The organism is Rhizobium sp. BK275 (assembly GCF_014193555.1).
Classification (GTDB): domain Bacteria; phylum Pseudomonadota; class Alphaproteobacteria; order Rhizobiales; family Rhizobiaceae; genus Rhizobium.
The window spans coordinates 116,018-139,487 of the sequence record NZ_JACHZL010000002.1 but is presented as its reverse complement, the minus strand read 5'-3'; the positions used below and the strand labels follow the sequence as shown (position 1 = coordinate 139,487).

24 protein-coding genes are annotated in these 23,470 nt (G+C 62.2%); 15 read left to right on the top strand and 9 right to left on the bottom strand.

What is annotated here, in order from left to right:
* The first annotated feature begins 96 nt into the window (after positions 1-96).
* A complete protein-coding gene (locus tag FHT82_RS06535) occupies positions 97-1,077 on the top strand; it encodes a DUF72 domain-containing protein (RefSeq protein WP_183727582.1) in 981 nt (326 codons plus the stop codon).
* Position 1,078: 1 nt separating this feature from the next.
* On the opposite strand, the gene pncB is transcribed toward FHT82_RS06535, so the two are convergent.
* The 8 genes from pncB to FHT82_RS06495 all read right to left on the bottom strand — a co-directional run bounded on the left by pncB (position 1,079) and on the right by FHT82_RS06495 (position 10,491).
* On the bottom strand, positions 1,079-2,383 hold the full coding sequence (gene pncB, locus FHT82_RS06530; RefSeq protein WP_183727580.1) for a nicotinate phosphoribosyltransferase: 1,305 nt from the start codon (positions 2,381-2,383) through the stop codon (positions 1,079-1,081).
* A 178-nt stretch (positions 2,384-2,561) separates the two neighbouring features.
* The gene (locus FHT82_RS06525; RefSeq protein WP_183727577.1) at positions 2,562-2,852 is read right to left on the bottom strand and encodes a hypothetical protein; all 291 of its coding nucleotides are present in this window, start codon (positions 2,850-2,852) and stop codon (positions 2,562-2,564) included.
* An 87-nt stretch (positions 2,853-2,939) separates the two neighbouring features.
* The gene (locus tag FHT82_RS06520; RefSeq protein WP_183727576.1) at positions 2,940-3,899 is read right to left on the bottom strand and encodes a glyoxylate/hydroxypyruvate reductase A; all 960 of its coding nucleotides are present in this window, start codon (positions 3,897-3,899) and stop codon (positions 2,940-2,942) included.
* A gap of 9 nt (positions 3,900-3,908) precedes the next feature.
* Complete coding sequence (locus FHT82_RS06515; protein ID WP_183727574.1) at positions 3,909-5,537, bottom strand: ABC transporter ATP-binding protein; 1,629 nt, start codon at positions 5,535-5,537, stop codon at positions 3,909-3,911.
* Positions 5,534-6,679: an ABC transporter permease gene (locus FHT82_RS06510; protein ID WP_183727573.1), complete on the bottom strand. Its 1,146-nt coding sequence runs from the start codon at positions 6,677-6,679 to the stop codon at positions 5,534-5,536. Before FHT82_RS06510 ends, FHT82_RS06515 begins: the two co-directional genes overlap by 4 nt.
* Positions 6,679-7,767, bottom strand: coding sequence for a microcin C ABC transporter permease YejB (locus FHT82_RS06505; RefSeq protein WP_183727570.1), 1,089 nt, complete (start codon positions 7,765-7,767; stop codon positions 6,679-6,681). Before FHT82_RS06505 ends, FHT82_RS06510 begins: the two co-directional genes overlap by 1 nt.
* Positions 7,768-7,916: 149 nt before the next feature.
* Positions 7,917-9,728, bottom strand: a complete 1,812-nt coding sequence (locus tag FHT82_RS06500; protein ID WP_348647590.1) for an extracellular solute-binding protein — start codon at positions 9,726-9,728, stop codon at positions 7,917-7,919.
* Positions 9,729-9,861: 133 nt separating this feature from the next.
* Positions 9,862-10,491: a TetR/AcrR family transcriptional regulator gene (locus FHT82_RS06495; protein ID WP_183727569.1), complete on the bottom strand. Its 630-nt coding sequence runs from the start codon at positions 10,489-10,491 to the stop codon at positions 9,862-9,864.
* 40 nt (positions 10,492-10,531) lie between these two features.
* On the opposite strand from FHT82_RS06495, the gene FHT82_RS06490 reads away from it, so the two are divergent.
* The 7 genes from FHT82_RS06490 to FHT82_RS06460 all read left to right on the top strand — a co-directional run bounded on the left by FHT82_RS06490 (position 10,532) and on the right by FHT82_RS06460 (position 17,347).
* Positions 10,532-11,104, top strand: a complete 573-nt coding sequence (locus tag FHT82_RS06490; protein ID WP_183727567.1) for a hydrolase — start codon at positions 10,532-10,534, stop codon at positions 11,102-11,104.
* A 276-nt stretch (positions 11,105-11,380) separates the two neighbouring features.
* On the top strand, positions 11,381-12,388 hold the full coding sequence (gene mepA / locus FHT82_RS06485) for a penicillin-insensitive murein endopeptidase (RefSeq protein WP_183729152.1): 1,008 nt from the start codon (positions 11,381-11,383) through the stop codon (positions 12,386-12,388).
* 93 nt (positions 12,389-12,481) lie between these two features.
* Complete coding sequence (locus FHT82_RS06480; RefSeq protein ID WP_183727564.1) at positions 12,482-12,862, top strand: methylglyoxal synthase; 381 nt, start codon at positions 12,482-12,484, stop codon at positions 12,860-12,862.
* 28 nt (positions 12,863-12,890) lie between these two features.
* On the top strand, positions 12,891-13,907 hold the full coding sequence (locus tag FHT82_RS06475) for a glucokinase (RefSeq protein WP_183727562.1): 1,017 nt from the start codon (positions 12,891-12,893) through the stop codon (positions 13,905-13,907).
* Positions 13,908-14,059: 152 nt separating this feature from the next.
* Entirely contained in the window at positions 14,060-15,847 is a 1,788-nt protein-coding gene (locus FHT82_RS06470; protein ID WP_183727560.1) for an ABC transporter ATP-binding protein, read from the top strand.
* Between the two features lie 17 nt (positions 15,848-15,864).
* Positions 15,865-16,689, top strand: a complete 825-nt coding sequence (gene dapB, locus FHT82_RS06465; protein ID WP_183727558.1) for a 4-hydroxy-tetrahydrodipicolinate reductase — start codon at positions 15,865-15,867, stop codon at positions 16,687-16,689.
* 22 nt (positions 16,690-16,711) lie between these two features.
* Entirely contained in the window at positions 16,712-17,347 is a 636-nt protein-coding gene (locus FHT82_RS06460) for a 2,3-bisphosphoglycerate-dependent phosphoglycerate mutase (RefSeq protein WP_183727556.1), read from the top strand.
* 56 nt (positions 17,348-17,403) lie between these two features.
* On the opposite strand, the gene phnF is transcribed toward FHT82_RS06460, so the two are convergent.
* A complete protein-coding gene (gene phnF, locus FHT82_RS06455; RefSeq protein WP_183727554.1) occupies positions 17,404-18,141 on the bottom strand; it encodes a phosphonate metabolism transcriptional regulator PhnF in 738 nt (245 codons plus the stop codon).
* Between the two features lie 118 nt (positions 18,142-18,259).
* On the opposite strand from phnF, the gene phnG reads away from it, so the two are divergent.
* Genes phnG through FHT82_RS06420 form a run of 7 tightly spaced genes read left to right on the top strand, consistent with a single transcriptional unit; the run spans position 18,260 to position 23,437 of the window.
* Positions 18,260-18,736, top strand: coding sequence for a phosphonate C-P lyase system protein PhnG (gene phnG, locus FHT82_RS06450; protein WP_183729149.1), 477 nt, complete (start codon positions 18,260-18,262; stop codon positions 18,734-18,736).
* On the top strand, positions 18,736-19,344 hold the full coding sequence (phnH, locus tag FHT82_RS06445; protein WP_183727552.1) for a phosphonate C-P lyase system protein PhnH: 609 nt from the start codon (positions 18,736-18,738) through the stop codon (positions 19,342-19,344). Before phnG ends, phnH begins: the two co-directional genes overlap by 1 nt.
* Before the next feature lie 4 nt (positions 19,345-19,348).
* A complete protein-coding gene (locus FHT82_RS06440; protein WP_183727545.1) occupies positions 19,349-20,455 on the top strand; it encodes a carbon-phosphorus lyase complex subunit PhnI in 1,107 nt (368 codons plus the stop codon).
* The gene (locus tag FHT82_RS06435; RefSeq protein WP_183727543.1) at positions 20,452-21,327 is read left to right on the top strand and encodes an alpha-D-ribose 1-methylphosphonate 5-phosphate C-P-lyase PhnJ; all 876 of its coding nucleotides are present in this window, start codon (positions 20,452-20,454) and stop codon (positions 21,325-21,327) included. Before FHT82_RS06440 ends, FHT82_RS06435 begins: the two co-directional genes overlap by 4 nt.
* The gene (gene phnK / locus FHT82_RS06430; protein ID WP_183727541.1) at positions 21,324-22,100 is read left to right on the top strand and encodes a phosphonate C-P lyase system protein PhnK; all 777 of its coding nucleotides are present in this window, start codon (positions 21,324-21,326) and stop codon (positions 22,098-22,100) included. Before FHT82_RS06435 ends, phnK begins: the two co-directional genes overlap by 4 nt.
* Positions 22,101-22,112: 12 nt before the next feature.
* Complete coding sequence (gene phnL / locus FHT82_RS06425; RefSeq protein ID WP_183727539.1) at positions 22,113-22,823, top strand: phosphonate C-P lyase system protein PhnL; 711 nt, start codon at positions 22,113-22,115, stop codon at positions 22,821-22,823.
* Positions 22,820-23,437, top strand: a complete 618-nt coding sequence (locus tag FHT82_RS06420; protein ID WP_183727537.1) for an acetyltransferase — start codon at positions 22,820-22,822, stop codon at positions 23,435-23,437. Before phnL ends, FHT82_RS06420 begins: the two co-directional genes overlap by 4 nt.
* The last annotated feature ends 33 nt before the right edge of the window (positions 23,438-23,470 follow it).

The window sequence follows — 23,470 nt, the reverse complement described above, 5'->3', positions numbered from 1 at the left end:
TGGTTATGTGTCTGAGCGTATCCGTAGAGGCGAACAGTTATCGGGGCGAAGTTACGCCTTTCGGGAACAAGAGCGCGCCGGCACAGTTCCTCTCCCATGGCGAAAACAGGCACGATCCGCATCGGCATATCGGGATGGACCTATGCGCCCTGGCGCGGCGTCTTCTACCCAAAGGGGCTGGCCAGGAAGAGCGAGCTTGCCTATGCCTCGCGGCAATTTCCTTCCATCGAGATCAACGGCACATTTTACGGGCTGCAGAAGCCGGATGCCTTCGCCAGCTGGCGAGATGAAACGCCTGACGGTTTCGTCTTTTCGGTGAAGGGCTCGCGCTACATCACCCATCTCAAACGGCTGCGCAACGTCGAAACGCCGCTTGCCAATTTCCTGGCATCCGGCCTGCTGCGCCTGGGGCTGAAGCTCGGGCCGATCCTCTGGCAATTTCCGCCGAGGCAGAAATTCGATGCCGAGCTCTTCGACCATTTTCTGGCAATGCTGCCCAGGGATACGGATGCTGCGGCCGATATGGCGAAGCGGCATGACGAACGGCTTGACGGCCGAGCCTGGACGAAGAGCGAGAGGGTGCTGCCGATGCGTCATGCGCTGGAAATCCGCCACGACAGTTTCTGCGCACTCGAATTCATCGAACTGCTGCGCAGGCACAAGGTTGGGCTGGTGGTCGCCGATACCGTGGAATGGCCGCTGCTGATGGATGTGACGGCGGATTTCATCTATTGCCGCCTGCACGGGTCGGAGCAGCTTTATGTCAGCGGCTATGGTGACGAGGCACTCGATCGCTGGGCTCGGCGCATCGATGCCTGGACGCATGGAATCGAGCCCGACGATGCCAAGCGCATCAAGCCGCCGCTGAAACGCTCGGCCAAGGGCCGCGATGCCTATGTCTATTTCGACAATGACGTGAAGGTACGCGCGCCGGCCGATGCCCGTTCACTTGCCGAAAAGCTCGGTGTCGCGCTGCCGCCGGATGACAGGCTCGCCATCAAGCCGACACGCCGTGGCGGCAGAACGATGGTCGAAGAGCCGCGCCGGCATTGGCCGGCGCTGCGTTCAGGACCTTGATCTAGACCAGCACGGCCTGATCGGTCCGGTCCTCGGTGCCGAAGAATTTCAGATAGCGCTCGACCTCGGCCGGTTCGCCGGTCGCCTTCTGGGGATTGTCCGAGAGCTTGACGGCGGGGCGGCCATTGGCGTCGCTCACCTTGCAGACGATCGAAATCGGCAGGAAGTCGGAACTGTCGTTCGGCGCGCAGCCGGCGAAATCATTCGTCAGGTTCGTGCCCCAGCCGAAGCTCATGCGGACACGGCCTTCGAAATGCCTGTAGGTATCGATGATCGCATCGACATCGAGGCCATCGGAGAAGATCAGGAGCTTCTGGCGCGGGTCGCGGCCCATCTTCTTCCACCAGTCGATGATCTTTTCGCCGCCTTCGACCGGCGGGGCGCTGTCCGGGCGGAAGCCGGTCCAGTCGGCCACCCATTCCGGCGCGTCGCGCAGGAAGGCGGCGGTTCCGAAGGCGTCCGGCAGCACGATCAAGAGGTTGCCGCCATAAAGCTTGTTCCAGTCGCGCAGCACCTTGTAGGGCGCGTTCTTGAGCTGCTCGTCGGTTTCCGCGAGAGCTGCGGCGACCATCGGCAGCTCGTGGGCATTGGTGCCGACGGCTTCGAGATCGGAATCCATAGCCAGCAATACATTGCTGGTGCCAGTAAAGGCTGGGCCGATGCCTTCCTTCAGCGCTTCCACGCACCAGCGCTGCCAGAGGAAGCTGTGGCGGCGGCGGGTGCCGAAATCGGAAATGCGCAGGCCCGGCAGCTCACGCAGTTTCTCCACCTTGGCCCACATCTTGGCCTTGGCGCGGGCATAGAGAACATCGAGCGTGAAAGGCCCCATCGTCTTCATGGCTGCGCGCGAGCGCATCTCGTTGATGATGGCGAGGGCCGGGATTTCCCACATGGTCGTTTCCTTCCACGACCCATGGAAATCGAGCACATATTGCCCGTCCTTCTTGGAAAGCTCGTATTCCGGCAGCTGGAAATTGGAGAGCCAGGCCAGGAATTCCGGCTCAAAGATCTGGGCGCGGCCATAGAAGCTGTTACCGGCCAGCCAGATCATCTCCTTCTTGGCGAGCCTCAGCGTGCGCGCATGATCGAGCTGCTCGCGCAGTTCGCCCTCGTCGATCTGCTCTGCGAGGCGCACGCGTTTGGTGCGGTTGATGAGGGTGAAGGAGGCGTCGACATCAGGATAGAGCTTCCAGATCATCTGCAGCATCAGGAGCTTGTAGAAATCCGTATCGATCAGACTGCGGACGATCGGATCGAGTTTCCAGGTATGATTGTAGACGCGCCTTGCGATATCGGTCCTGGCCATGAAGCTCCTGCCTGTCCGTCAATCCGGTCAGGTGCGGCCGTCTTGCAGCCGGCGCACGAAACCGGCTCGTGCGCCTTCTTATCGAAAAATAGATCGGCAAAGTCCAGAAAAAACAACAGGCAACGTCCCGCAGCGGGAATGGCTGCGGGACGTGGTTTAAATGCCTGACATCCGCACGTTATCGTGTGGGTGCTGGCTGGGCCGGTGCCGGGCCGGCGTTCTGCGGCGGAGCCTCCGGAACCTGAGACTGCAACTCCTGGCCGGGCTGCTGCGGGGCAACGTCATCGGCTTCCTTCTGACCCCAGATCTCGACTGGGATCCAGACAAGGAAAGCCAGGACCAGCGCGGCAATCAGCACAGTCAGAATGCGGTAGCCCATGCGGCCCTGCCTGGCCTTAAGCGACGAAATCCGGTTTTCTTCATGAAGCTTCTGATCGGACTTTCCCCAACGCGTTCCCATATGCGCCATGATCGTCTCCTTCCGGTAAACCACAAGCCAAGCCTGCGGCGCTTCTGGAAAGAAACGAGAAGCGATGGAGGATGGTTCCGAGAGAGGTCAATATCCCGTTGTGCGATCGACGACGAACTGAAGCGGCTCGCCGCGTTCGAAGCGGGCTATCTGGCTCTCGACATGACGGAAAAGTGCATTCTCTTCCGAAGTCGCGGCGTCATGCGGCGTGATGAAGACGTTTTCCAGATGCCAGAGCGGATCATCCGCCGGCAGCGGTTCGACCTCGAAGACATCGAGCGAGGCACCGCCGAGCACGCCGCTTTCAATCGAGGCGACGATATCGGCCTGGATCTGGCTCCTGCCGCGACCCGCATTGATGAAGACCGGCTTGCCGAGCGCGCCGCCCTGGCGAAGCTTGGCGAAGAAGGCCTTGTTGTAGAGACCCGTGGTGTCAGGCGTCAGCGGCAGCAGGCCGACGACAATATCGGTTTTCGACAGGAACGTATCGAGTTCCGAGCCACCGAATGTTTCGATGCCGTCAACCTGCTTCTTCGAGCGCGACCAGCCGATCACATTGAACCCCATAACACGCAGCTTGGCGGCGGCATCCTGGCCGAGAATGCCGAGGCCCATGATACCGACCGTCATTTCGGCGGCTTCCGGCGGGACGCGCTTGCCCCAGACACGGTCGCGCTGATGCCGGTCATGCTCGCGCTGCCGGCGCAGATGCATGAGGCATTGCATGACCACCCATTCGCTCATGCGGGTCGTCAGGCTGCGATCGACGAAACGGACGATCGGAACGTCAGGCAGATCAGGAATGGACAGGATGCTATCGACCCCCGCGCCGCCCGAAAAGAGCACCTTCAGGTTCGGCGCGCGCTGAAAAATATCCGCATCCGGCTTCCAGAGCAGCGCATAGTCCACGCCTGTCAGGTCGAGCCGCTTGCTGGCGGGATCGGCGGCATTGATGCTGCCGCGATCGGCAAAGGCGGTCTTCAGGATGCGGGCGGTGCTTTCGGGATCGAACTTGAGGTCGACGAGAACGGGAGGTCTTGTTGGCATGATCTTCTTTTACTGCTGGACCGCTGTTGTCGGCACCGCCTCGATATTGAAGGCGGCTGCCATCAGCGCCTTGGTATAGTCATCCTTCGGCGCGCGGAAGATCTCCGCTGACGGCCCCTGTTCCACGACCTTGCCGAAACGCATGACGATGACATCGTTGGCGAGCGCCTTGACCACCTTCAGGTCGTGGCTGATGAAAAGATAGGCGAGATCATGCTTCTTCTGCAGGTCGCGCAGCAGGTCCACCACCTGCGCCTGGACGCTCATGTCGAGCGCCGAGGTCGGCTCGTCGAGCATGACGAAGCGCGGCTTCAGGACCATGGCGCGGGCAATGGCGATGCGCTGGCGCTGGCCGCCGGAAAATTCATGCGGGAAACGCCAGCGGGTCAGCGGATCGAGGCCGACCTCCTCCAGCGCCCAGCAGACGCGCTGGTCGCGCTCGGCGGCAGAGAGCGAGCGCTCATGCACCTTCAGGCCTTCGGCGACGATATCGCCGACCGACATGCGCGGGCTCAGCGAACCATAGGGATCCTGGAAGACGACCTGAAGCTGGTTGCGCAACGGCCGCATTTCCGTGAATGAATAGCTTGCTATATCTTTGCCGACGAAGGATATGCGCCCCGTCGACGAGATGAGGCGTGTCAGCGCCAGCCCGAGCGTCGTCTTGCCCGAACCGGATTCGCCGACGACGCCGAGCGTCTGCCCGGAGCGGAGCGTCAGGTCGATGCCGTCGACTGCCTTCACATGATCGACGACCTTGCGCATGAAACCGGCCTTGATCGGGAACCAGACCTTGATGTCACTGCCTTCCATGACAACAGGCTTTGAGGGGTCGGTCACCGGCGGTTCGCCGCGCGGTTCGGAGGCGAGCAAATGGCGGGTGTAGTCGTGCTTCGGATTGGTGAAGACCTCTTCCACCGGTCCGCTCTCGACGATCTTGCCCTTGGTCATGACACAGACACGGTCGGCGAACTTGCGCACGATGCCGAGGTCGTGGGTGATGAAGAGCATGGACATGCCGTGCTCGCCCTTCAGCTTGCGCAGGAGTTCGAGGATCTGCGCCTGGACCGTGACGTCGAGCGCGGTGGTCGGCTCGTCGGCGATCAGCAATTCGGGCCGGTTGGCGAGGGCCATGGCGATCATCACGCGCTGGCGCTGGCCGCCGGAGAGCTCGTGCGGATAGGCTTTCAGGCGCTTTTCCGGCTCGCGGATGCCGACCTGGTTGAGGAGTTCCAGCACGCGGGTACGCGCCGCCTCCCCGGTCAGGCCCTGATGCAGGTCCAGGATTTCGGCAATCTGCTTCTCGATCGTGTGGAGCGGATTGAGCGATGTCATCGGCTCCTGGAAGATCATGGTGATGTCGTTGCCGCGAACCTCGCGCATTTCGCGGTCGGGCGCCTTCAGCAGATCTTTGCCCTTGAAGAAGATCTCGCCGCCCGGATGACTGGCCGAGGGATAGGGCAGAAGCCGCAGGATGGAGCTTGCCGACACCGACTTGCCGGAACCGGATTCGCCGACGAGCGCGACAACCTCGCCCTTGCCGATATCGAAGGAGATGCGGTCGACGGCAAGCGAGGTTTCACCGCCCTGATGGAAGGCGACCGAGAGGTCGCGGACGGAGAGCAGCGCTTCACTCATTGGAACGTCTTTCTCGGATCGAAGGCATCGCGCACCGCTTCGCCGATGAATATCAGCAAGGACAGCATGATCGACATGGTGAAGAAGGCCGTCAGCCCGAGCCAAGGCGCCTGAAGATTGGCCTTGCCCTGGGCGATCAGTTCACCCAGCGAAGGAGAGCCCGGCGGCATGCCGAAGCCCAGGAAGTCGAGCGAGGTCAGGGTAGTGATCGAGCCGGAGAGGATGAAGGGCAGGAAGGTCAGGGTCGCGACCATCGCGTTCGGCAGCATATGCCGCCACATGATGGTGCGGTTGTTGACGCCGAGCGCGCGGGCGGCCCGGACATATTCGAAATTGCGGGCACGCAGAAACTCGGCGCGCACGACGCCGACGAAGCCCACCCAGGAGAAGAGCAGCATGATGCCGAGCAGCACGAAGAAGCCGGGCGGCAGGATGGCGGCGATGATGAGCAGGATGTAGAGCACCGGCATCGAGGACCAGATCTCGATGAAACGCTGGAAAAACAGGTCCGTCCAGCCGCCGAAATATCCTTGAATGGCACCCGCCGTCACACCAATGACAGCCGAGCAGATGGTGAGCACCAGGCCAAAGAGAACGGAAATGCGGAAGCCATAGATGACCCGGGCCAGAACGTCGCGCGCCTGGTCATCCGTGCCGAGCCAGTTGAGATTGCCAAGCCTGCAGCCGGGATCGTCGATGCCTTGCGGATAGGCCGAGCAACGCTTTTCCGCCGACATCAGCCAGAAGGGCGCGGTTGGGGCCGAATGCGGGATATTGGAATTGACTGATTGATAGGAATAGCGGATCGGCGGCCAGATCATCCAGCCGTTGGCATCGATCTCGTCCGAGATGACGGAGGAGCGGTAGTCCGTCTCGGCGAGGAAGCCGCCGAACTTCTCCTCGGGATAATCGATGACGACAGGAAAAAGGATCTCGCCCTTGTAGGAGGCGATGATCGGCTTGTCGTTGGCGATGAACTCGGCAAACAGGCTGAGCACGAAGAGGACGAGGAACAGCCAGAGCGACCAGTAACCGCGCCTGTTGGCCTTGAAGTTCCGCCAGCGGCGGACGTTGGTCGGCGACAGCAGACCCTTGCGGGGCGGGCGAACGGGCGATGTTGTGGGGTTTGCAGCGACGTCCATCAGACATCCCTCCGCTCGAAGTCGATGCGCGGATCGATCCAGGTATAGATCAGGTCCGAGATCAGGCCGACGAAGAGGCCGAGCAGCGAGAAAATATAGAGCGTTGCAAAGACGATCGGATAGTCTCGGTTGACGACCGAGAGGTAGCCGAGGCGGCCGAGACCATCGAGCGAGAAGATGTTCTCGATCAGCAGCGAACCGGTGAAGAAGGCGGAGATGAAGGCGGCCGGAAAGCTTGCGATGACGATCAGCATGGCATTGCGGAAGACATGGCCGTAGAGCACCTGGCGCTCGTTCAGGCCCTTGGCACGCGCGGTGATGACATATTGCTTCTTGATCTCGTCGATGAAGGAATTCTTGGTCAAGAGCGTCGTCGTGGCGAAGGATGCCAGCGACAGCGAGATCAGCGGCAGCGTGAGATGCCAGAAATAATCGAGCGGTTTCTGCCACCAGGCAAGCTGGTCGAAATTATCCGAGACCAGGCCGCGCAGCGGAAACCAGTCGTAGAAGGAACCGCCGGCAAACAGCACGATCAGCAGGATGCCGAAGAGGAAACTCGGCACGGCATAACCGACGACGATGACGCCGGAGGTCCAGACATCGAAGGAGGAGCCGTCCTTGACCGCCTTGCGGATGCCGAGCGGGATGGAGATGGCGTAGGAAAAGATCAGGATCCAGATGCCGAGCGAGATCGAAACCGGCAGCTTCTCCTTGATAAGGTCGAGCACGGAGGTGTTGCGGAAGAAGCTCTCGCCGAAATCGAAGCGGATGTAATTCCACATCATCTCGCCGAAGCGGGTCAGCGGCGGCTTGTCGAAGCCGAACTGCTTTTCGAGCTTGGCAATCAGTTCGGGATCGAGGCCCTGCGCACCGCGATATTTCGAACCGGCATCGTCTCCTCCTCCGGCCATGAGATCACCGCCACCGGAAAGGCGTTGGTCGGCACTGTCGGCCTGGCCGGTCAACTGGGAGATCACCTGCTCGACGGGGCCGCCGGGAGCGAATTGAACGACGATGAAGGAAATCGCCATGATGCCAATGATCGTCGGGATCATCAGGAGCAGGCGGCGAAGGATATAGCCCCCCATCAGTCTCGAGCCTCCGGGAATATCTTCGCCTGCATGCCGTCCAGTCTATTGCCGTTCAATCTGCCAGCCTTCCCTTGCCGGCGTGTGCCGGCGTTTCATGATTCGCCGATGCCATTTGGAGCGCAGGCCTCCTCGCATTGCAAGTCCGCTCATTTCGCCGAGGTGGACCACCAGGCATCGGGGAAGCCGAGGCTGTATGCCGGAAACTCTGCCGGACGTGTCACCGTGTTCCAATAAGCAATCGAATAGGTGTCGCGGTAGAACAGCGGAATGACATAGTGGTTGGCGAGCAGCACACGGTCCATGGCCTTGATGGCCGCAACCTGCTCATCTCGATTAGGGGCAAAGATAATCATGCGAACGAGCGCATCGATGGCCGGATTGGCAATGCCGGCATAGTTGCGCGAGCCTTGCTGATTGGCGGAACCCGATCCCCAGTAGTCGGCCTGTTCGTTGCCCGGGTTCACGGTTTGAGCCCAAACATTCCAGATCATATCGAAATCGAAGCTGCGCGCGCGGTTGGTATATTGCGCGGCATCGACCGTGCGGACCCGCGCATCGATGCCGATCTTCTTCAGATTGGTGGCATAGGGCACCGCCCAGCGCTCGAGCACGGGACTCGACAACAATATCTCGAAACTCATCGGCTGGCCGCTCTTGGCATTGACCATGCGATTGCCCTTCAGCTCCCAGCCGGCTTCCCTCAGAAGAGAGATCGCCTTGCGAAGGTTGTCGCGGCTCTTCTGCGGATCTCCGCCGACGGGATTGCTGTAGGGGGTGGTGAAGATATCCGCGGGGACCTGATCCTTCAGGCCCTGGAGAATTTCCAGCTCCCTGCCCTGCGGAAGGCCGGACGAGGCAAGATCGGTGTTCCAGAAGTAGCTGTCAATGCGCTTGTAGCTGTTGAAGGCTATCGTGCGGTTCAATTCCTCGAAATCGAAACCGTAGTTCAAGGCCTCGCGCACCCGCTCGTCCTTGAAGATGTCGCGCCGCATATTCGGCACGAGCGCCTGCATGATGCCGGTGGAGCGCAGGGGATTGGTGACATCTTCCTTCTTGACGCGCCCTTCCTTCACCGCGGGGAAATCATATCCGGTTGCCCAACGCGCCGCAAAAGTCTCCTGCCAGTAATCGCTGTTGCCGGCACGAAACGCTTCGAACTCGACATCGCGATCACCATAATAGGTGTAGAGAATGTTGCGGAAATTGTTTTGGCCGACGTTCACATTGAGGTCCTTGCCCCAATAGTCATCCCGCAATTCGTAGCGGATCGTCGCACCAGCCGAGAAGGCGGCAATCTTGTACGGCCCTGAACCCATGACGGGCTCAAGCGTTGTCTTCGAAATGTCTCGCGGCTTGCCATCCGGTCCCGGTGCTTCCCACCAGTGTTTCGGCACGATCACCAATTGGCCCAGAATGTCCGGCAGTTCGCGATTGTTCTTCTCGTCGAAGGTGAACGTAACGTCCCGCTCGCCCGTCTTCTCGGCCTTGACCACGTGACGGTAGTAGTTTCCGGTAAGCGGGTTCAGCTCCTTGGTCTTGTCGAGGCTGAAAATCACGTCTTCGGGCGTGACCGGCTGGCCATCGGCCCATTTCGCTTCCTTGCGAAGGCGAAAGGTCGCGCTCGAGACGTCGGGTGGATAGGAGACACCTTCGGCAAGCAGACCATAGGAGACCAGGAGTTCGTCATCGGCGGGTTTCAGCAGGGTGTCGTAAACGCGCGCCAAGCCGACCGCGATCTGGCCTTTTGCGAGCAAAGGATTGAAGGTGTCGAAAGTGCCGCTGGAAGACAGCCGCAAGTCACCGCCTTTCGGGGCATCGGGATTGACGTAGTCGAAATGGGTAAAGCCCGGCTTGTACTTCATCTCGCTGATGACCGAGCTGCCAATCTGGAACTGCTGATCCTGAGCCAATACAGCCGCAGGTATAAGCGTACCCAGAAATACTACCAAAACGCTGATTTTCGACCACGAAGCCACTATTCATTCTTCCCCTGTTATTAGCCTTCTCCGACAATACGAGAAATGCAGGCGAAAAACAGGAAAGACTTTGTTTTTTACCGGGCTCGCGAAATTTTGACCTTACCAGCGGAGGTCAGGGCGTCACTTCCTCGAGACGCTTGCGGAGCATGCGGCGCAGCTCTCCGACCAGGCGCGGATCGCCCGAGCCGTCGGGGTCGTTGGCGGCCGCGACGACGATGCGCAGCAGCTCCAGGACGAGGGCGCCCAGGAGATCGACATCGCGCTCGACCGACGGTTCAGCATTCTTCAGGAGTGCGGCGATGCTGGCGCGAAGCTCCGCGCGCGATTTCGCCTTGCGTTCCTTGGGCACATCGCGCCTAGCTGCGAGAACCGGAAATTCCGGATGATCCTCGATGAAGCGGCCGAGCCGCGTGAAAATCGCATCGCCGATTTCGGCAGCACTCTTCCCCCTGGTCTTTTCCGCGAGTTCGGCGAGCCCGCTGTTCAGACGCTGCAGGCGATCGATATGCAGCGCCTCGGCAAGCAGAGGCTTGGTCGGAAAGAACTGATAGAGCGAACCGATCGAAGAGTTCGCGGCCGCAGCAATCTCCGTCATGGTCGCAGCGTCATAGCCTTTTTCGAGAAAGACCCTGGCTGCCGCTTCGAGCAGGGTCGCGACGCGTTCATGGCCGCGCTGCCGTTTCGGCACACGGGTTTGCGGTTCAGGGCTTGATTTTTGTGAGGCAATCCTCGTATTTTTCATTGTGAGGATATCCTCATATTTTCTTCCCCGGAGACTCCCGATGTCCCTTTACGATCCGAAGACCACCGCACTCATTTCCATCGACCTGCAAGGCTTCATTATCGGCCGGCAGCTTGCGCCCCATTCCGCCCGGCAGGTGATCGAGAACACCGCCGCGATCGCCACGAAACTGACGTCCGAAGGCGGGACGGTGATCCTCGTTACCGTCGGATTCTCCCCGGACTATGCCGATGCTGTCAACCAGCCGGTGGACGAACCGGCGGTTTTCCCCGAAGGCGGTCTTTCGGAGGCCGCGCTTGCGGCACCGGTGGAAATCGCTGCGCTCGCAGCCGATGTCCATATCGTCAAGCATCAGTGGAGCGCCTTCTACGGCACCGAGCTGGACCTCCAGCTTCGCCGCCGCGGCATCAAGACCGTGATCCTGACGGGCATCGCCACGAATTTCGGCGTCGAGGCAACGATCCGCGATGCATTTGCCCATAATTACGGTGTCATCGCCGTCGAGGATGCGATGAGCTCCTTCACCGCCGAGATGCACGCGCTGTCCTGCGAGCGCATCCTGCCGCGCCTGTCGCGCGTGCGCAAAACCGCGGAGGTTCTTCCCAACGCGTGACGCTGCGGCGATCCGTCCCCGCGCCGCCTGCCAAAACATCGATTCACCAAAATTGCTTTTCACGGTAGATTCGATTGCAAATCACTTCGGCAGGCGCGGCAAGGAAACGGCATGGCATTCAGCTTGGTTCAGGCTTTCAAGGCCCAGACTCTCAGAACTCTCGGCAAACTGACGCTCGGTTTCAGGACGTTTGGCAAACTGACGCTTGGTTTCAGGACGTTTGGCAAACTGACGCCTGGTTTCAGGACGTTTGGCAAGCTGACGCTTGCCGGGGCAATGGGCGCAAGCCTTGTCGCCGGCGATGTCGGCGCACAGCAGAAGACGCCGAGCCCCGGCAGCGCCAAGGCGATTTTCGGTTCCGAGAAACTGCCGACGCAGGGGCCGGCGCAGCCGATCGGCTTCTACGCCAAGGGCTGCATGACCGGTGCCGAGGCGCTGCCGACCGACGGGCCGACCTGGCAGGCGATGCGCCTGTCGCGCAACCGGCGCTGGGGCAATCCGGCGATGATTTCGCTTCTGGAAAAATTCTCGCAGGATGCGCGCACCAAGATCGGCTGGCCCGGCATCCTCGTCGGCGATATCGCCCAGCCGCGCGGGGGGCCGATGGCCAACGGCCATGCCTCGCACCAGATCGGGCTGGATGCCGATGTCTGGTTTACTCCCATGCCCTCGCAGCGCATGAGCTACGAACAGCGGGAAGACCTGCCCTTCACCACCATGTTGCAGAAAGACAAATTTCTGACCGTCGACCCGAAAGTGTGGAGCAAGCAGCGGGCGGAACTCCTGATGCTGGCGGCAAGCTATCCGCAGGTCGAGCGCATCTTCGTCAACCCGGCGATCAAGAAGAAAATGTGCGATACCTGGACGGGCGACCGCACCAATCTCGGCAAGCTCAGGCCCGAATACGGGCACGATTCGCATTTCCACATCCGCATGAAATGCCCTGTTGGTGCCAAGGGCTGTACAGGGCAGGCGCCGGTGGCAGCCGGCGACGGCTGCGACAAGTCGCTCGCATGGTGGTTTACGAAAGAGCCGTGGGCGGCACCGAAGCCGAGTGCAAAGCCGCCGAAGCCGCCGCGTGAGGTCATGGTCTCCGACCTGCCGAAGGCCTGCTCTGCCGTTGTCGATGCCCCGTCCATCGCTTCTACGGAAGCAGAGACCTATGGCGGCCCTTCCGCGGCGAGTGCGCTGACGGCAGTCCCAGCGGCGGCACCACCTGTCGATACCGGCAGCGCGCTTCCTTCCGTCGGCCCGGTCCCAAGCGACAAGCCGGTCGTGCAATAGGCTGAACAGGCGGGCGGCGGGCTGTCTTTCAAATCGCAAACGCCTGGTGTAGAAGCGGTCAAATCGATTGAATTACGCGTGGAGAACCCGTTCATGGCCGGCGACAAATGCCTCGCATTGATTGCGCATGACCAGAAGAAGGACGAGATGGCGGAGTTTGCCCGCCGCAACAGGGATCTCCTCGCCCAATGGAAAATCGTCGCCACCGGCACGACGGGCGGGCGCGTGCTCGACGCGGTTCCCGACCTTCACGTTGTCAGGCTCAAGAGCGGTCCGCTCGGCGGCGACCAGCAGATCGGCGCGCTGATCTCCACCGGCGAGGTCAGCGCCCTGATCTTCTTCGTGGACCCGCTGACGCCAATGCCGCATGATGTCGACGTCAAAGCGCTGATGCGGCTTGCGATCGTCTACGACATTCCGATGGCATTGAACGAGTCGACAGCCGAAAAGCTTCTCCCTACCCTTAACGCCTGATCCCTCGGGCTACAGCACGGAACCGGCCATGACTGCATCCTCTACTCCCTTGCCCTTTCCGATTCTGATCGGCGACATCGGTGGCACGAATGCCCGCTTCTCCATCCTGACGGATGCCTATGCGGAGCCGAAGCAGTTTCCCAATGTCCGCACCGCCGATTACGAGACGATCGACGAGGCGATCCAGAAGGGTGTGCTCGACAAGACCTCCGTGCAGCCGCGCGCCGCGATCCTGGCCGTCGCCGGCCCGATCAAGGCGGATGAAATCCCGTTGACCAACTGCCCCTGGGTGGTGCGGCCGAAGAGGATGATCGAGGGCCTCGGCCTCGTCGACGTACTCGTCGTCAACGACTTTGAAGCGCAGGCGCTGGCGATCGCGGCACTCTCCGACGAAAACCGCGAGCGCATCGGCAATGTCTCGGGTGACATGGTGGCCTCCCGGGTCGTTCTCGGGCCCGGCACCGGCCTTGGCGTCGGTGGTCTGGTCCATACCCAGTCGACCTGGATTCCGGTTCCCGGCGAAGGCGGGCATGTCGATCTCGGGCCGCGCAGCAAACGCGACTATGAAATCTTCCCGCATGTCGAAACGATCGAGGGCCGCATTTCGGCCGAGCAGATCCTCTGCGGGCGCGGCATCGTCAACCTCTACCGCGCCATCTGTGCGGCAGATGGCGTCGAGCCGACCATGAGCGACCCGGCGGACATCACCTCGCATGCGCTTGCCGGCAGCGACAAGATCGCGGTCGAAACCGTCTCGCTGTTTGCGACCTATCTCGGCCGCGTGGCGGGCGACATGGCGCTGGTGTTCATGGCCCGCGGCGGCGTCTATCTCTCCGGCGGCATCTCGCAGAAGATCCTTCCGGCGCTGAAAAAGCCGGAATTCCGGGCAGCCTTCGAGGACAAAGCGCCGCATTCGGCCCTGCTGCGCACGATCCCGACCTATGTCGTGACGCATCCGCTGGCTGCTCTTGCCGGGCTTTCTTCCTATGCACGCATGCCTGCAAACTTCGGCCTTTCGACGGACGGACGGCGCTGGCGGGCCTGAGCCTGAAGCATGGTTTCAAGGCTCTAGAGCGTCCTTTGTCCGCCCCGATGGAACGCACGGCGCTCTAGCCAAAGCCCCCTCAACTCTTTATAGAGCCCGCGCATATGCGTGCCGCGCCTGTGGCATGCAGCCCCGAGACAGGAAGCCTATTTTTGGAAGCCGCCGACAGCAGAAAGCCACACGTCAACAGCGATACCGTGACCGGAATCCTGAAGCGCATCATCGCGGAAAACGGCCGGGACCATCTCTGGGGCTATGTCTTCGCGATCTCCTGCCTTGTCATCGTGGCACTATCGACGGCATTTACCGCCTGGATCATGCGGGCGATCATCGACGAGGCCTTCGCCAACCGGCGCGCGGACGTCGTCTGGATCATCTGTCTTTCCATTTTCATCGCCTTCATGCTGCGCGGTTTTGCGAGCTACGGACAGGGTGTGGCGCTGTCGCGGATCGGCAACGATATCGTCGCGCGCTACCAGCGCCGGCTCTATTCGCACCTGATGACGCTTTCCGTCGGCTACTTCAACGAGGCGCGCTCGGCCCAAATCGCCGCACAGGTCAGCCAGAATGTCAGCGGCATCCGCGACGTCCTGAACCTCACCATCACCTCGACGGTGCGCGATCTCCTGACCTTCGTCTCGCTGATCGGCGTCATGGTGCTGCAGGATCCGCTGCTGAGCCTTGCCGTCTTCATTCTGGCGCCGCCGCTGCTTTATGCACTGCGCTACGTTTCCAAACGCCTGCGCTCGGCCACCCGCGAGGCCGTCGACCTCAACAGCCACGTTCTCGGCGCCATGCAGGAGACGATCCAGGGCATTTCCATCGTGAAGGCCTTCACGATGGAAGAGGCGCTGGAGAACAAGGTCAACAAGCTGATCGGCGCCGCCGAGGGCCGGGCAAACCGCATCGCGCGGCTTTCCGAGCGTACCTCGCCGCTGACGGAGAGCTTTGCCGGCTTTGCCGTCGCGAGCGTGCTTGCCTATGCCGCCTATCGCTCGATCTATCAGGGCGTGCCGCCAGGCGCCTTCTTCTCCTTCGTCACCGCATTGCTGCTCGCTTACGATCCGGCCCGGCGCCTTGCCCGCCTGCAGGTGCAGATGGAGCGCGCCGTCGTCAACGCCCGGATGATCTACGAGCTGCTCGACATGGAACCGCGCCAGCGTGACTTGCCGGATGCCAAGCCGCTTGTTGTCACCGAAGCGAAGATCGAATTCCGCAACGTCTCCTTCGCCTATGGCAATGAACGCGTGCTTGACGGCGTGACGCTGACGGCCGAGGGCGGCAAGACGACGGCGCTCGTCGGTCCTTCGGGCGCCGGCAAATCCACCGTCATCAGCCTCATTCCTCGCTTCTACGATCCGAAGGAAGGCCAGATCCTGATAGACGGGCAGGATATCGCCCATATCACCAAGCAGTCGCTGCGCCGGCAGCTCGCCTATGTCTCGCAGCAGCCCTATCTCTTCGAAGGCACGATCCGCGATAATATCCGCTACGGCCGTCCTGAAGCCACGGACGAGGATATCGAGAAGGCGGCGCGGCTTGCCTATGCGCATGACTTCATTCTCGCGCAGCCGCAGGGCTACGACACGCCCGTCGGCGAAAATGGCGTGACGCTGTCCGGCGGCCAGCGCCAGCGGCTGTCGATCGCCCGTGCGCTGGTGCGCAACGCGCCGATCCTACTCCTCGACGAAGCGACCTCGGCACTCGATACGGAATCGGAAGCGGCCGTGCAGAAGGCACTCGACGAAGCCATGACCGGTAGAACGGTCGTCGTCATCGCCCACCGGCTTTCGACTGTGGTGCGCGCCGACAAGATCATCGTGATGCAGCAGGGCCGCGTCGTGGAAGAAGGCAATCACGAGACGCTTGCGAAGGTCAGCGACGGACTTTACGCTCGCCTCAACAATCTGCAGAGGCCTTCGGCTTCTGATTCATACTGATCGGGATATGGACTGACATGAGCTACGCTGCGATGAAACTGGTGGTGGTTGGAGCAGCGGGGCGCATGGGTCAGACGCTCATCCGTCTCATCCATTCCATCGACGGTGTGACGCTGCACGCAGCGATCGAGCGTCCCGGCTCGCCCTTCATCGGCACGGATGCCGGTGAAATCGCCGGGCTCGGAGCAACCGGCGTCATTGTCGGCGACGATCCGCTGTCAGCATTCCTGCATGCCGAGGGCGTGCTGGACTTTACCTCGCCCGCCGGCTCCATCGAATTTGCCGGTCTCGCTGCGCAGGCCCGCATCGTTCATGTCGTCGGTACGACCGGCTGCTCGCAGGAGGACGATCAGAAGATTGCGGCGGCCGCGCGCCATGCCCGCATCGTCAAATCTGGCAATATGAGCCTCGGCGTCAATTTGCTCAGCGTCCTCGTGCAGCAGGCCGCACAGGCGCTCGACCCGGCCGACTGGGATATCGAGGTTCTCGAAATGCATCACAAGCGCAAAGTCGATGCGCCCTCGGGTACGGCATTGCTGCTCGGCGAGGCGGCGGCGAAGGGCCGCAACATCGATCTTGGCTCAAAATCGGTACGTGTGCGTGACGGCCATACCGGCGCGCGGGAAGCCGGCACGATCGGCTTTGCGACATTGCGCGGCGGTTCCGTCATCGGCGAGCATTCCGTCCTCTTTGCCGGCGAAGGCGAGACCGTCACTCTGTCTCACAGTGCGACCGACCGTTCGATCTTTGCGCGTGGCGCCATCAAGGCAGCCCTTTGGGCGCGCGACAAGAAGCCGGGGCTCTATTCCATGCTCGACGTTCTCGGGCTTTCTTCCCATTGACCATTTCTCGGAGGCATTTTTCATGAGCGGTACCCTCGTCCTCGTTCGTCACGGCCAGAGCGACTGGAATCTCAAGAATCTCTTCACCGGCTGGAAGGACCCCGATCTGACCGAGCTCGGCATCCAGGAAGCCACGGCCGGCGGCCAGGCGCTTGCCGACTACGGCATCAAGTTCGATATCGCCTTCACCTCTGCGCTGGTGCGCGCCCAGCACACGCTGAAGCTCGTCCTCGACAAGGTCGGCCAGCCCGATCTCGAGACGATCCGCGACCAGGCGCTGAACGAGCGCGACTACGGCGATCTCTCCGGCCTCAACAAGGATGACGCGCGTGCCAAGTGGGGCGAAGAGCAGGTGCATGTCTGGCGCCGCTCCTATGACGTTCCGCCTCCGGGCGGCGAAAGCCTGCGCGACACCGGCGCCCGCGTCTGGCCTTACTATCTGACGGAAATCCTTCCGCGCGTCCTGCGTGGCGAAAAGGTGCTGGTCGCCGCGCACGGCAATTCGCTTCGTTCGCTCGTCATGGTTCTCGACAAACTCACCCGCGAGCAGGTTCTGTCGCTCAATCTCGCGACCGGCGTGCCGATGGTCTACAAGCTGAAGGCCGATTCCACCGTCGCTTCCAAGGAAGTGCTCGGCGACATGTCCGGCGCGCACTGATCGCGATCAGGCATCGATAGAGTTCAAGGCCGGGTTCGCGCCCGGCCTTTTCATTTTCAGTTTTCGATGGTGAACTGGACGCGATCGGCGGCAAAACGGCTGATCGAATATTGCACCGGCACGCCCTCCAGATCGGTGTTCAGTGCCTTGGTGATCAGGAGGACAGCACCCGGCGTCAGTCCCAGATCGGCGATATCGCCGGAATCGGCGTGAGCGGCAGTGATCTCCGTCGTGGCGCGCACATAATCCGACAAGCCGAGGGCGACAAAGGCCTTGGTGATGGATCCCGCCGTCCGGTAGGCTTCGCCGATACCGGCAAAGCGCGCGGCCGGGAACCAGCTCGTGGCGCGGGAAACCGGACGTTTATCTGCTTCGCGCACCGTTTCCAGCCGGATCACCGGCGTGCCTTGCTCCAGGTGCAGCCAGCGGGCCACCTCTGAATCCGCCTCCTCCTCGGCATGGCCAAGCAGGAGCGCGCGCGTCTCGCGCGCCTGATCCCTGATACCATCGGTGAAGCGGGTGCGGCGGCTGATCGGAAAATTCAGGCGTTCCTTGCGCTCGATCAGCGTGCCACGACCCTGCACCGCGCGTACGATGCCTTCCTGCGCCAGGGCGGCGAGCGCGCTGCGGACGGTGTGCCTGTTGACCCCGAACTGCAGCGCCAGAACGGTTTCCGGGGGCACCATGCCCGTTTCGTCGTAAGCGCCACTGCTGATCGCCTCGCGGATCCTGTCGGCGATCTGGCGCCAGAGCGCCACCCCCGTCTGACGCTGCACCTGCTTTATTCCTGCCATTACACCCCTGCCAGCCAATTTCGGACGCGCCGTGTCACACGCTTGTCACCTCGCCGATTTAGGGATAGGCATAGCTTGTATGGTTGTCTATATCAATAGACATTTCGAGGAAAAGATGATGACGGCAGCGGAGAAGACGGAAGCTGCGGCGCGAACGGATGACGGGCGTAAACGCACCGTCGATCTGCTCGCCCGCGCCGAGACACAGGAATTGCAGGCGGCGTGGGATGCGCTTGCCGAGAAGCCGGTCGTGCAGCCGGTGCGCGGCCCGGAGACGGGCCTCGTCATGGTCCGCGGCCGCATCGGCGGCGGCGGCGCCCCCTTCAATCTCGGCGAAGTGACGGTGACGCGCGCAACGGTGCGCCTTGCCTCCGGCTCAGTCGGTCACGCTCAGGCGCTCGGCACCAACAGTGAGAAGGCACGGCTTTCCGCGATCTTCGATGCGCTCTGGCAGGAGGAGGCAACCAGGGGCTTCGTCGAGGAAAGGCTGCTTTCGCCGATCGCCCGGCGGGTCGCCGATGACACCAATCGCAAGGCTGAAGAAACGTCCGCAACCCGCGTCGACTTCTTCACCATGGTTCGGGGAGAAGACTGATGGGCCTCAAGACCGACGTTCTGACCGGCGGCTTCGCTGAGCCGGTTTTCAATGCGCAGAGCGTGTTCAAGATGCTGATGGACGGCATGGCCCGGCCCGGCACGATCCAGACCGTCACGCCTGACGTTGTACCTCCTGCGCCGCTTGGCATTGCCGCCGGTGCAATCGGCCTGACGCTCTGCGACCATGACACGCCGGTCTGGCTTTCTGCGGGGCTTGCCAAGTCGGCGGTGCCGGAATGGCTCGGCTTCCACGCCGGCGCACCCGTGACCGCCGAAAAGGCCGAGGCGCGCTTCGCTTTCGTCGAAGCCGGTATGACGTTTTCCACCTTCGGCCTGTTTGCATCAGGCACGCAGGAATATCCCGACCGTTCCACGACTGTCGTGATCGAACTTGAGGATCTCGAAGGCGGCCGCCGGCTCGCCCTGATGGGTCCCGGCATCCAGAGCGTGACCGAGATTTCGCCTGTCGGCCTGCCGGAGACCTTCCTGCGCCTGTGGGCGGAAAACCGCGCCCTCTTCCCGCGCGGCATCGACATCGTGCTGACGGCGGGCAAGCGTTTCCTCTGCCTGCCGCGCACCACCAAGATCACAGCAACGGAGATCTGAGCTCATGTATGTTGCCGTCAAGGGTGGCGAGGCCGCCATCGCCAATGCCCACCGCCTGCTCGCCGACCGCCGGCGCGGTGATCGCTCCGTGCCTGCCATCGGCATCGAGCAGATCGTCGAACAGCTGGCGCTCGCCGTCGACCGCGTCATGGCCGAAGCTTCCCTCTATGACCGGACGCTCGCCGCACTTGCCGTGCGCCAGTCGCGCGGCGACATGATCGAGGCGATCTTCCTGCTGCGCGCCTATCGCACGACGCTGCCGCGCTTCGGTTATTCGAAGCCGCTCGATACGGCCAATATGCAGATCGAGCGCCGCATCTCCGCGACCTACAAGGATCTTCCGGGCGGCCAGCTGCTCGGCCCGACCTTCGACTACACGCACCGCCTGCTCGATCCCTCGCTGCTTTCGGACGAGGCCGTGGAAGAGCCGGCGCAGCGCGAGGCGGAGAGCGGCCGCGTCATACGCGTTTCCGAAATCCTCGGCCAGGAAGGGCTGATCGAGAACGACGGCGAACTCCCCGAGGACCACGAGACGGGCGACCTGACGCGCGAACCGATGGAATTCCCGATGACCCGCGATCTTCGCCTGCAGGCGCTTGCCCGCGGCGACGAGGGTTTCCTGCTGGCGCTCGGCTATTCCACCCAGCGCGGCTATGGCCGCAACCATCCCTTCACCGGTGAGATCCGCATCGGCGAGGTCGAGGTGGAATTCGACGTGCCGGAACTCGGCTTTGCCGTTTCGCTCGGCACGATCCAGCTTACCGAATGCCAGATGGTCAACCAGTTCAAGGGTTCGGCCAAGGCTCCGCCGCAGTTCACCCGCGGTTATGGCCTCGTCTTCGGCCAGAGCGAGCGCAAGGCGATGGCCATGTCGCTGGTGGATCGCGCGCTGCGCGCCGAAGAGCTCGGCGAGGACATTACCGCGCCGGCGCAGGACGAGGAATTCGTCATTTCCCATTCCGACAATGTGCAGGCGACCGGTTTCGTCGAGCACCTGAAGCTTCCGCATTACGTGGACTTCCAGGCCGAACTGGACCTCGTCCGCCGCATGCGCCGCGAATTCGAAGCCGCCCGCAACAGCGGCGAGACCCAAAAGGAGGCCGCCGAATGAGTGATCTCGCCACCTACAATTTCGCCTATCTCGACGAACAGACCAAGCGCATGATCCGCCGCGCCATCCTGAAGGCGATCGCCATTCCCGGCTATCAGGTGCCCTTTGCCTCGCGCGAAATGCCGATGCCTTATGGCTGGGGCACCGGCGGCGTGCAGGTGACTGCCTCGATCATCGGACCCGACGACGTCCTCAAGGTCATCGACCAGGGCGCCGACGACACGACGAACGCCGTCTCCATCCGCGCCTTCTTCCAGAAGGTCGCCAATGTCGCGGTCACGACGCACACCAAGGATGCGACGATCATCCAGACGCGTCACCGCATCCCCGAGGAGAAACTCGCAGAAGGCCAGGTGCTCGTCTATCAGGTGCCGATCCCGGAACCGCTGCGCTTCCTCGAACCGCGCGAGACCGAGACACGCAAGATGCATGCGCTCGAGGAATACGGCCTCATGCATGTGAAGCTCTACGAAGATATCGCCCGCAACGGCCGTATCGCCACAACCTATGCCTATCCGGTCAAGGTTCACGGCCGCTACGTCATGGATCCCTCTCCGACGCCGAAATTCGATAATCCGAAGATGCACAGGTCGGACGCGCTGCAGCTTTTCGGCGCCGGCCGCGAAAAGCGCATCTATGCCGTGCCGCCCTATACCGATGTCGTCAGCCTGGACTTCGAGGACCATCCCTTCGAAATCCAGCGCTTCGGCAAGCCCTGCGCGCTCTGCGGCGCCGAGGACGTCTATCTCGACGAGGTGATCCTCGACGACAAGGGCGGGCGCATGTTCGTCTGCTCCGATACCGACCATTGCGAAGACCGCCGCGCACACGGACATGCCGGCGAAATGCTGGCCCAGGAGGCTGCAGAATGACCGAAACACCGCTCCTCAAAGTCAACGACCTCTCGAAGTTCTACGGCAACCGCATCGGCTGCCGGAATGTCTCCTTCGAGCTGTGGCCGGGCGAAGTGCTCGCCATTGTCGGCGAATCCGGCTCGGGCAAGACGACGCTGCTGAACTGCATCTCCACCCGGCTGATGCCGACCACCGGCAGCGTCGAGTACCATATGCGCGACGGCAACTACCGCGACCTCTACCATATGAACGAGGCCGAGCGCCGCTTCCTGATGCGCACAGACTGGGGCTTCGTGCACCAGAACCCGGCCGACGGACTGCGCATGACGGTGTCTGCCGGCGCCAATGTCGGCGAGCGGCTTATGGCGATCGGCGACCGGCACTACGGCAAGATCCGCTCCACCGCCATCGACTGGCTGAAGCGAGTCGAGATCGATACCGGCCGCATCGACGACCAGCCGCGCGCGTTCTCCGGCGGCATGCGCCAGCGCCTGCAGATCGCCCGCAACCTTGTCACCGGCCCGCGTCTCGTGTTCATGGACGAGCCGACCGGTGGTCTCGACGTTTCGGTCCAGGCGCGTCTTCTCGATCTGGTGCGCAGCCTCGTCAACGATCTCGGGCTGTCGGCCATCATCGTCACGCACGACCTCGCCGTCGCCCGCCTCCTCTCCCACCGCATGATGGTGATGAAGGATGGCTTCGTCATCGAGCAGGGTCTGACCGACCGGGTGCTGGACGATCCGCGCGAGCCTTACACCCAGCTCCTCGTTTCCTCGATCCTGCAAGTTTAAGAAAGAAGAACCATGGCAACGCCTCTCGTCGCTTCAGAAGTCGCCAAGAGCTTCACCATGCACCTGCGCGACGGCATCAAGCTGCCTGTCGTCTCCGATGTCTCCTTCTCGGTGGCTTCGGGCGAATGCGTCGTGCTCGGCGGCCCCTCGGGCATCGGCAAAAGCTCGCTGCTCAAGATGATCTACGGCAATTATGCCGTCGATACCGGACAGATCCTCATCGACCACAAAGGCAAGGTCGTCGATCTCGCCTCTGCCGATCCGCGCACCATTCTCGACGTGCGGCGCCAGACGCTCGGCTATGTCAGCCAGTTCCTGCGCACCGTGCCGCGTGTCGCGGCGATCGACGTCGTCGCCGAGCCGCTGCTCGCACGCGGTGAGGCCGCCGCAAGCGCCAGGGAAAAGGCAGCAAGCCTGCTCGAAAAGCTCAATCTGCCGGAAGCGCTCTGGCAGCTGCCGCCCGCTACTTTCTCCGGCGGCGAGCAGCAGCGCGTCAACATCGCCCGCGGCTTCATCACCGAGCACACGATCCTGCTGCTCGATGAGCCGACGGCCTCGCTCGATGCGAAGAACCGGGCCGTCGTCGTCGGTATGATCGAGGAAAAGAAGAAGGCGGGCGTCGCGCTGCTCGGCATCTTCCACGACGAGGAAGTGCGCGAGGCCGCCGCCGACCGCATTCTCGACGTTCAGCAATTCTCCCCGCGAAAGGCAATCGCAGCATGAGCCGCAAGCTGGGCATCGAGCCCTATTTCCACGAGACCGCCTCGGTCTCCAATTCGACCTTCGGCCGCTATACGGAAGTTTCCGAGCGCTGCCGCATCAGCGAGGCGGAGTTCGGCGACTATTCCTACATCATGCAGGACGGCTCCATCTGGTGCGCGACGATCGGCAAGTTCGTCAACATCGCCGCTGCGGTGCGCATCAATGCGACCAACCATCCGACCTGGCGCGCGACGCTGCATCACTTCACCTACCGCGCCGTCGACTACTGGCCGGATGCCGACATGGAGAGCGAATTCTTCGAATGGCGCCGCTCCAACCGGGTCGTCATCAGCAATGATGTCTGGATCGGTCATGGCGCCACGATCCTGCCCGGTGTGACCGTCGGCAACGGAGCCGTCATCGGCGCGGGGGCCGTCGTCTCGAAGGATGTCGCTCCCTACACCATCGTCGGCGGCGTGCCTGCCAAGCTCATCCGCGAACGCTTCCCGAAAGAGATCGGCGAGCGCATGGACAGGCTTGCCTGGTGGGACTGGGAACACGACCGGCTGCGCGACGCATTGCCTGATTTCCGGGCACTTGGGGCTGAAGACTTCCTCTCCCGCTACGGCGGCTGAGCTGAATATTGCGGCGCAGAGTTTTGTGACAGG

What these genes read in the sequence shown, in the direction of transcription:
- FHT82_RS06535 (WP_183727582.1), top strand. Translation starts at nt 97, where the DNA reads ATGGCGAAAACAGGCACGATCCGCATCGGCATATCGGGATGGACCTAT.
- pncB (WP_183727580.1), bottom strand. Translation starts at nt 2,383, where the DNA reads ATGGCCAGGACCGATATCGCAAGGCGCGTCTACAATCATACCTGGAAA.
- FHT82_RS06525 (WP_183727577.1), bottom strand. Translation starts at nt 2,852, where the DNA reads ATGGCGCATATGGGAACGCGTTGGGGAAAGTCCGATCAGAAGCTTCAT.
- FHT82_RS06520 (WP_183727576.1), bottom strand. Translation starts at nt 3,899, where the DNA reads ATGCCAACAAGACCTCCCGTTCTCGTCGACCTCAAGTTCGATCCCGAA.
- FHT82_RS06515 (WP_183727574.1), bottom strand. Translation starts at nt 5,537, where the DNA reads ATGAGTGAAGCGCTGCTCTCCGTCCGCGACCTCTCGGTCGCCTTCCAT.
- FHT82_RS06510 (WP_183727573.1), bottom strand. Translation starts at nt 6,679, where the DNA reads ATGGACGTCGCTGCAAACCCCACAACATCGCCCGTTCGCCCGCCCCGC.
- FHT82_RS06505 (WP_183727570.1), bottom strand. Translation starts at nt 7,767, where the DNA reads ATGGGGGGCTATATCCTTCGCCGCCTGCTCCTGATGATCCCGACGATC.
- FHT82_RS06495 (WP_183727569.1), bottom strand. Translation starts at nt 10,491, where the DNA reads ATGAAAAATACGAGGATTGCCTCACAAAAATCAAGCCCTGAACCGCAA.
- FHT82_RS06490 (WP_183727567.1), top strand. Translation starts at nt 10,532, where the DNA reads ATGTCCCTTTACGATCCGAAGACCACCGCACTCATTTCCATCGACCTG.
- mepA (WP_183729152.1), top strand. Translation starts at nt 11,381, where the DNA reads ATGGGCGCAAGCCTTGTCGCCGGCGATGTCGGCGCACAGCAGAAGACG.
- FHT82_RS06480 (WP_183727564.1), top strand. Translation starts at nt 12,482, where the DNA reads ATGGCCGGCGACAAATGCCTCGCATTGATTGCGCATGACCAGAAGAAG.
- FHT82_RS06475 (WP_183727562.1), top strand. Translation starts at nt 12,891, where the DNA reads ATGACTGCATCCTCTACTCCCTTGCCCTTTCCGATTCTGATCGGCGAC.
- dapB (WP_183727558.1), top strand. Translation starts at nt 15,865, where the DNA reads ATGAGCTACGCTGCGATGAAACTGGTGGTGGTTGGAGCAGCGGGGCGC.
- FHT82_RS06460 (WP_183727556.1), top strand. Translation starts at nt 16,712, where the DNA reads ATGAGCGGTACCCTCGTCCTCGTTCGTCACGGCCAGAGCGACTGGAAT.
- phnF (WP_183727554.1), bottom strand. Translation starts at nt 18,141, where the DNA reads ATGGCAGGAATAAAGCAGGTGCAGCGTCAGACGGGGGTGGCGCTCTGG.
- phnG (WP_183729149.1), top strand. Translation starts at nt 18,260, where the DNA reads ATGACGGCAGCGGAGAAGACGGAAGCTGCGGCGCGAACGGATGACGGG.
- phnH (WP_183727552.1), top strand. Translation starts at nt 18,736, where the DNA reads ATGGGCCTCAAGACCGACGTTCTGACCGGCGGCTTCGCTGAGCCGGTT.
- FHT82_RS06440 (WP_183727545.1), top strand. Translation starts at nt 19,349, where the DNA reads ATGTATGTTGCCGTCAAGGGTGGCGAGGCCGCCATCGCCAATGCCCAC.
- FHT82_RS06435 (WP_183727543.1), top strand. Translation starts at nt 20,452, where the DNA reads ATGAGTGATCTCGCCACCTACAATTTCGCCTATCTCGACGAACAGACC.
- phnK (WP_183727541.1), top strand. Translation starts at nt 21,324, where the DNA reads ATGACCGAAACACCGCTCCTCAAAGTCAACGACCTCTCGAAGTTCTAC.
- phnL (WP_183727539.1), top strand. Translation starts at nt 22,113, where the DNA reads ATGGCAACGCCTCTCGTCGCTTCAGAAGTCGCCAAGAGCTTCACCATG.
- FHT82_RS06420 (WP_183727537.1), top strand. Translation starts at nt 22,820, where the DNA reads ATGAGCCGCAAGCTGGGCATCGAGCCCTATTTCCACGAGACCGCCTCG.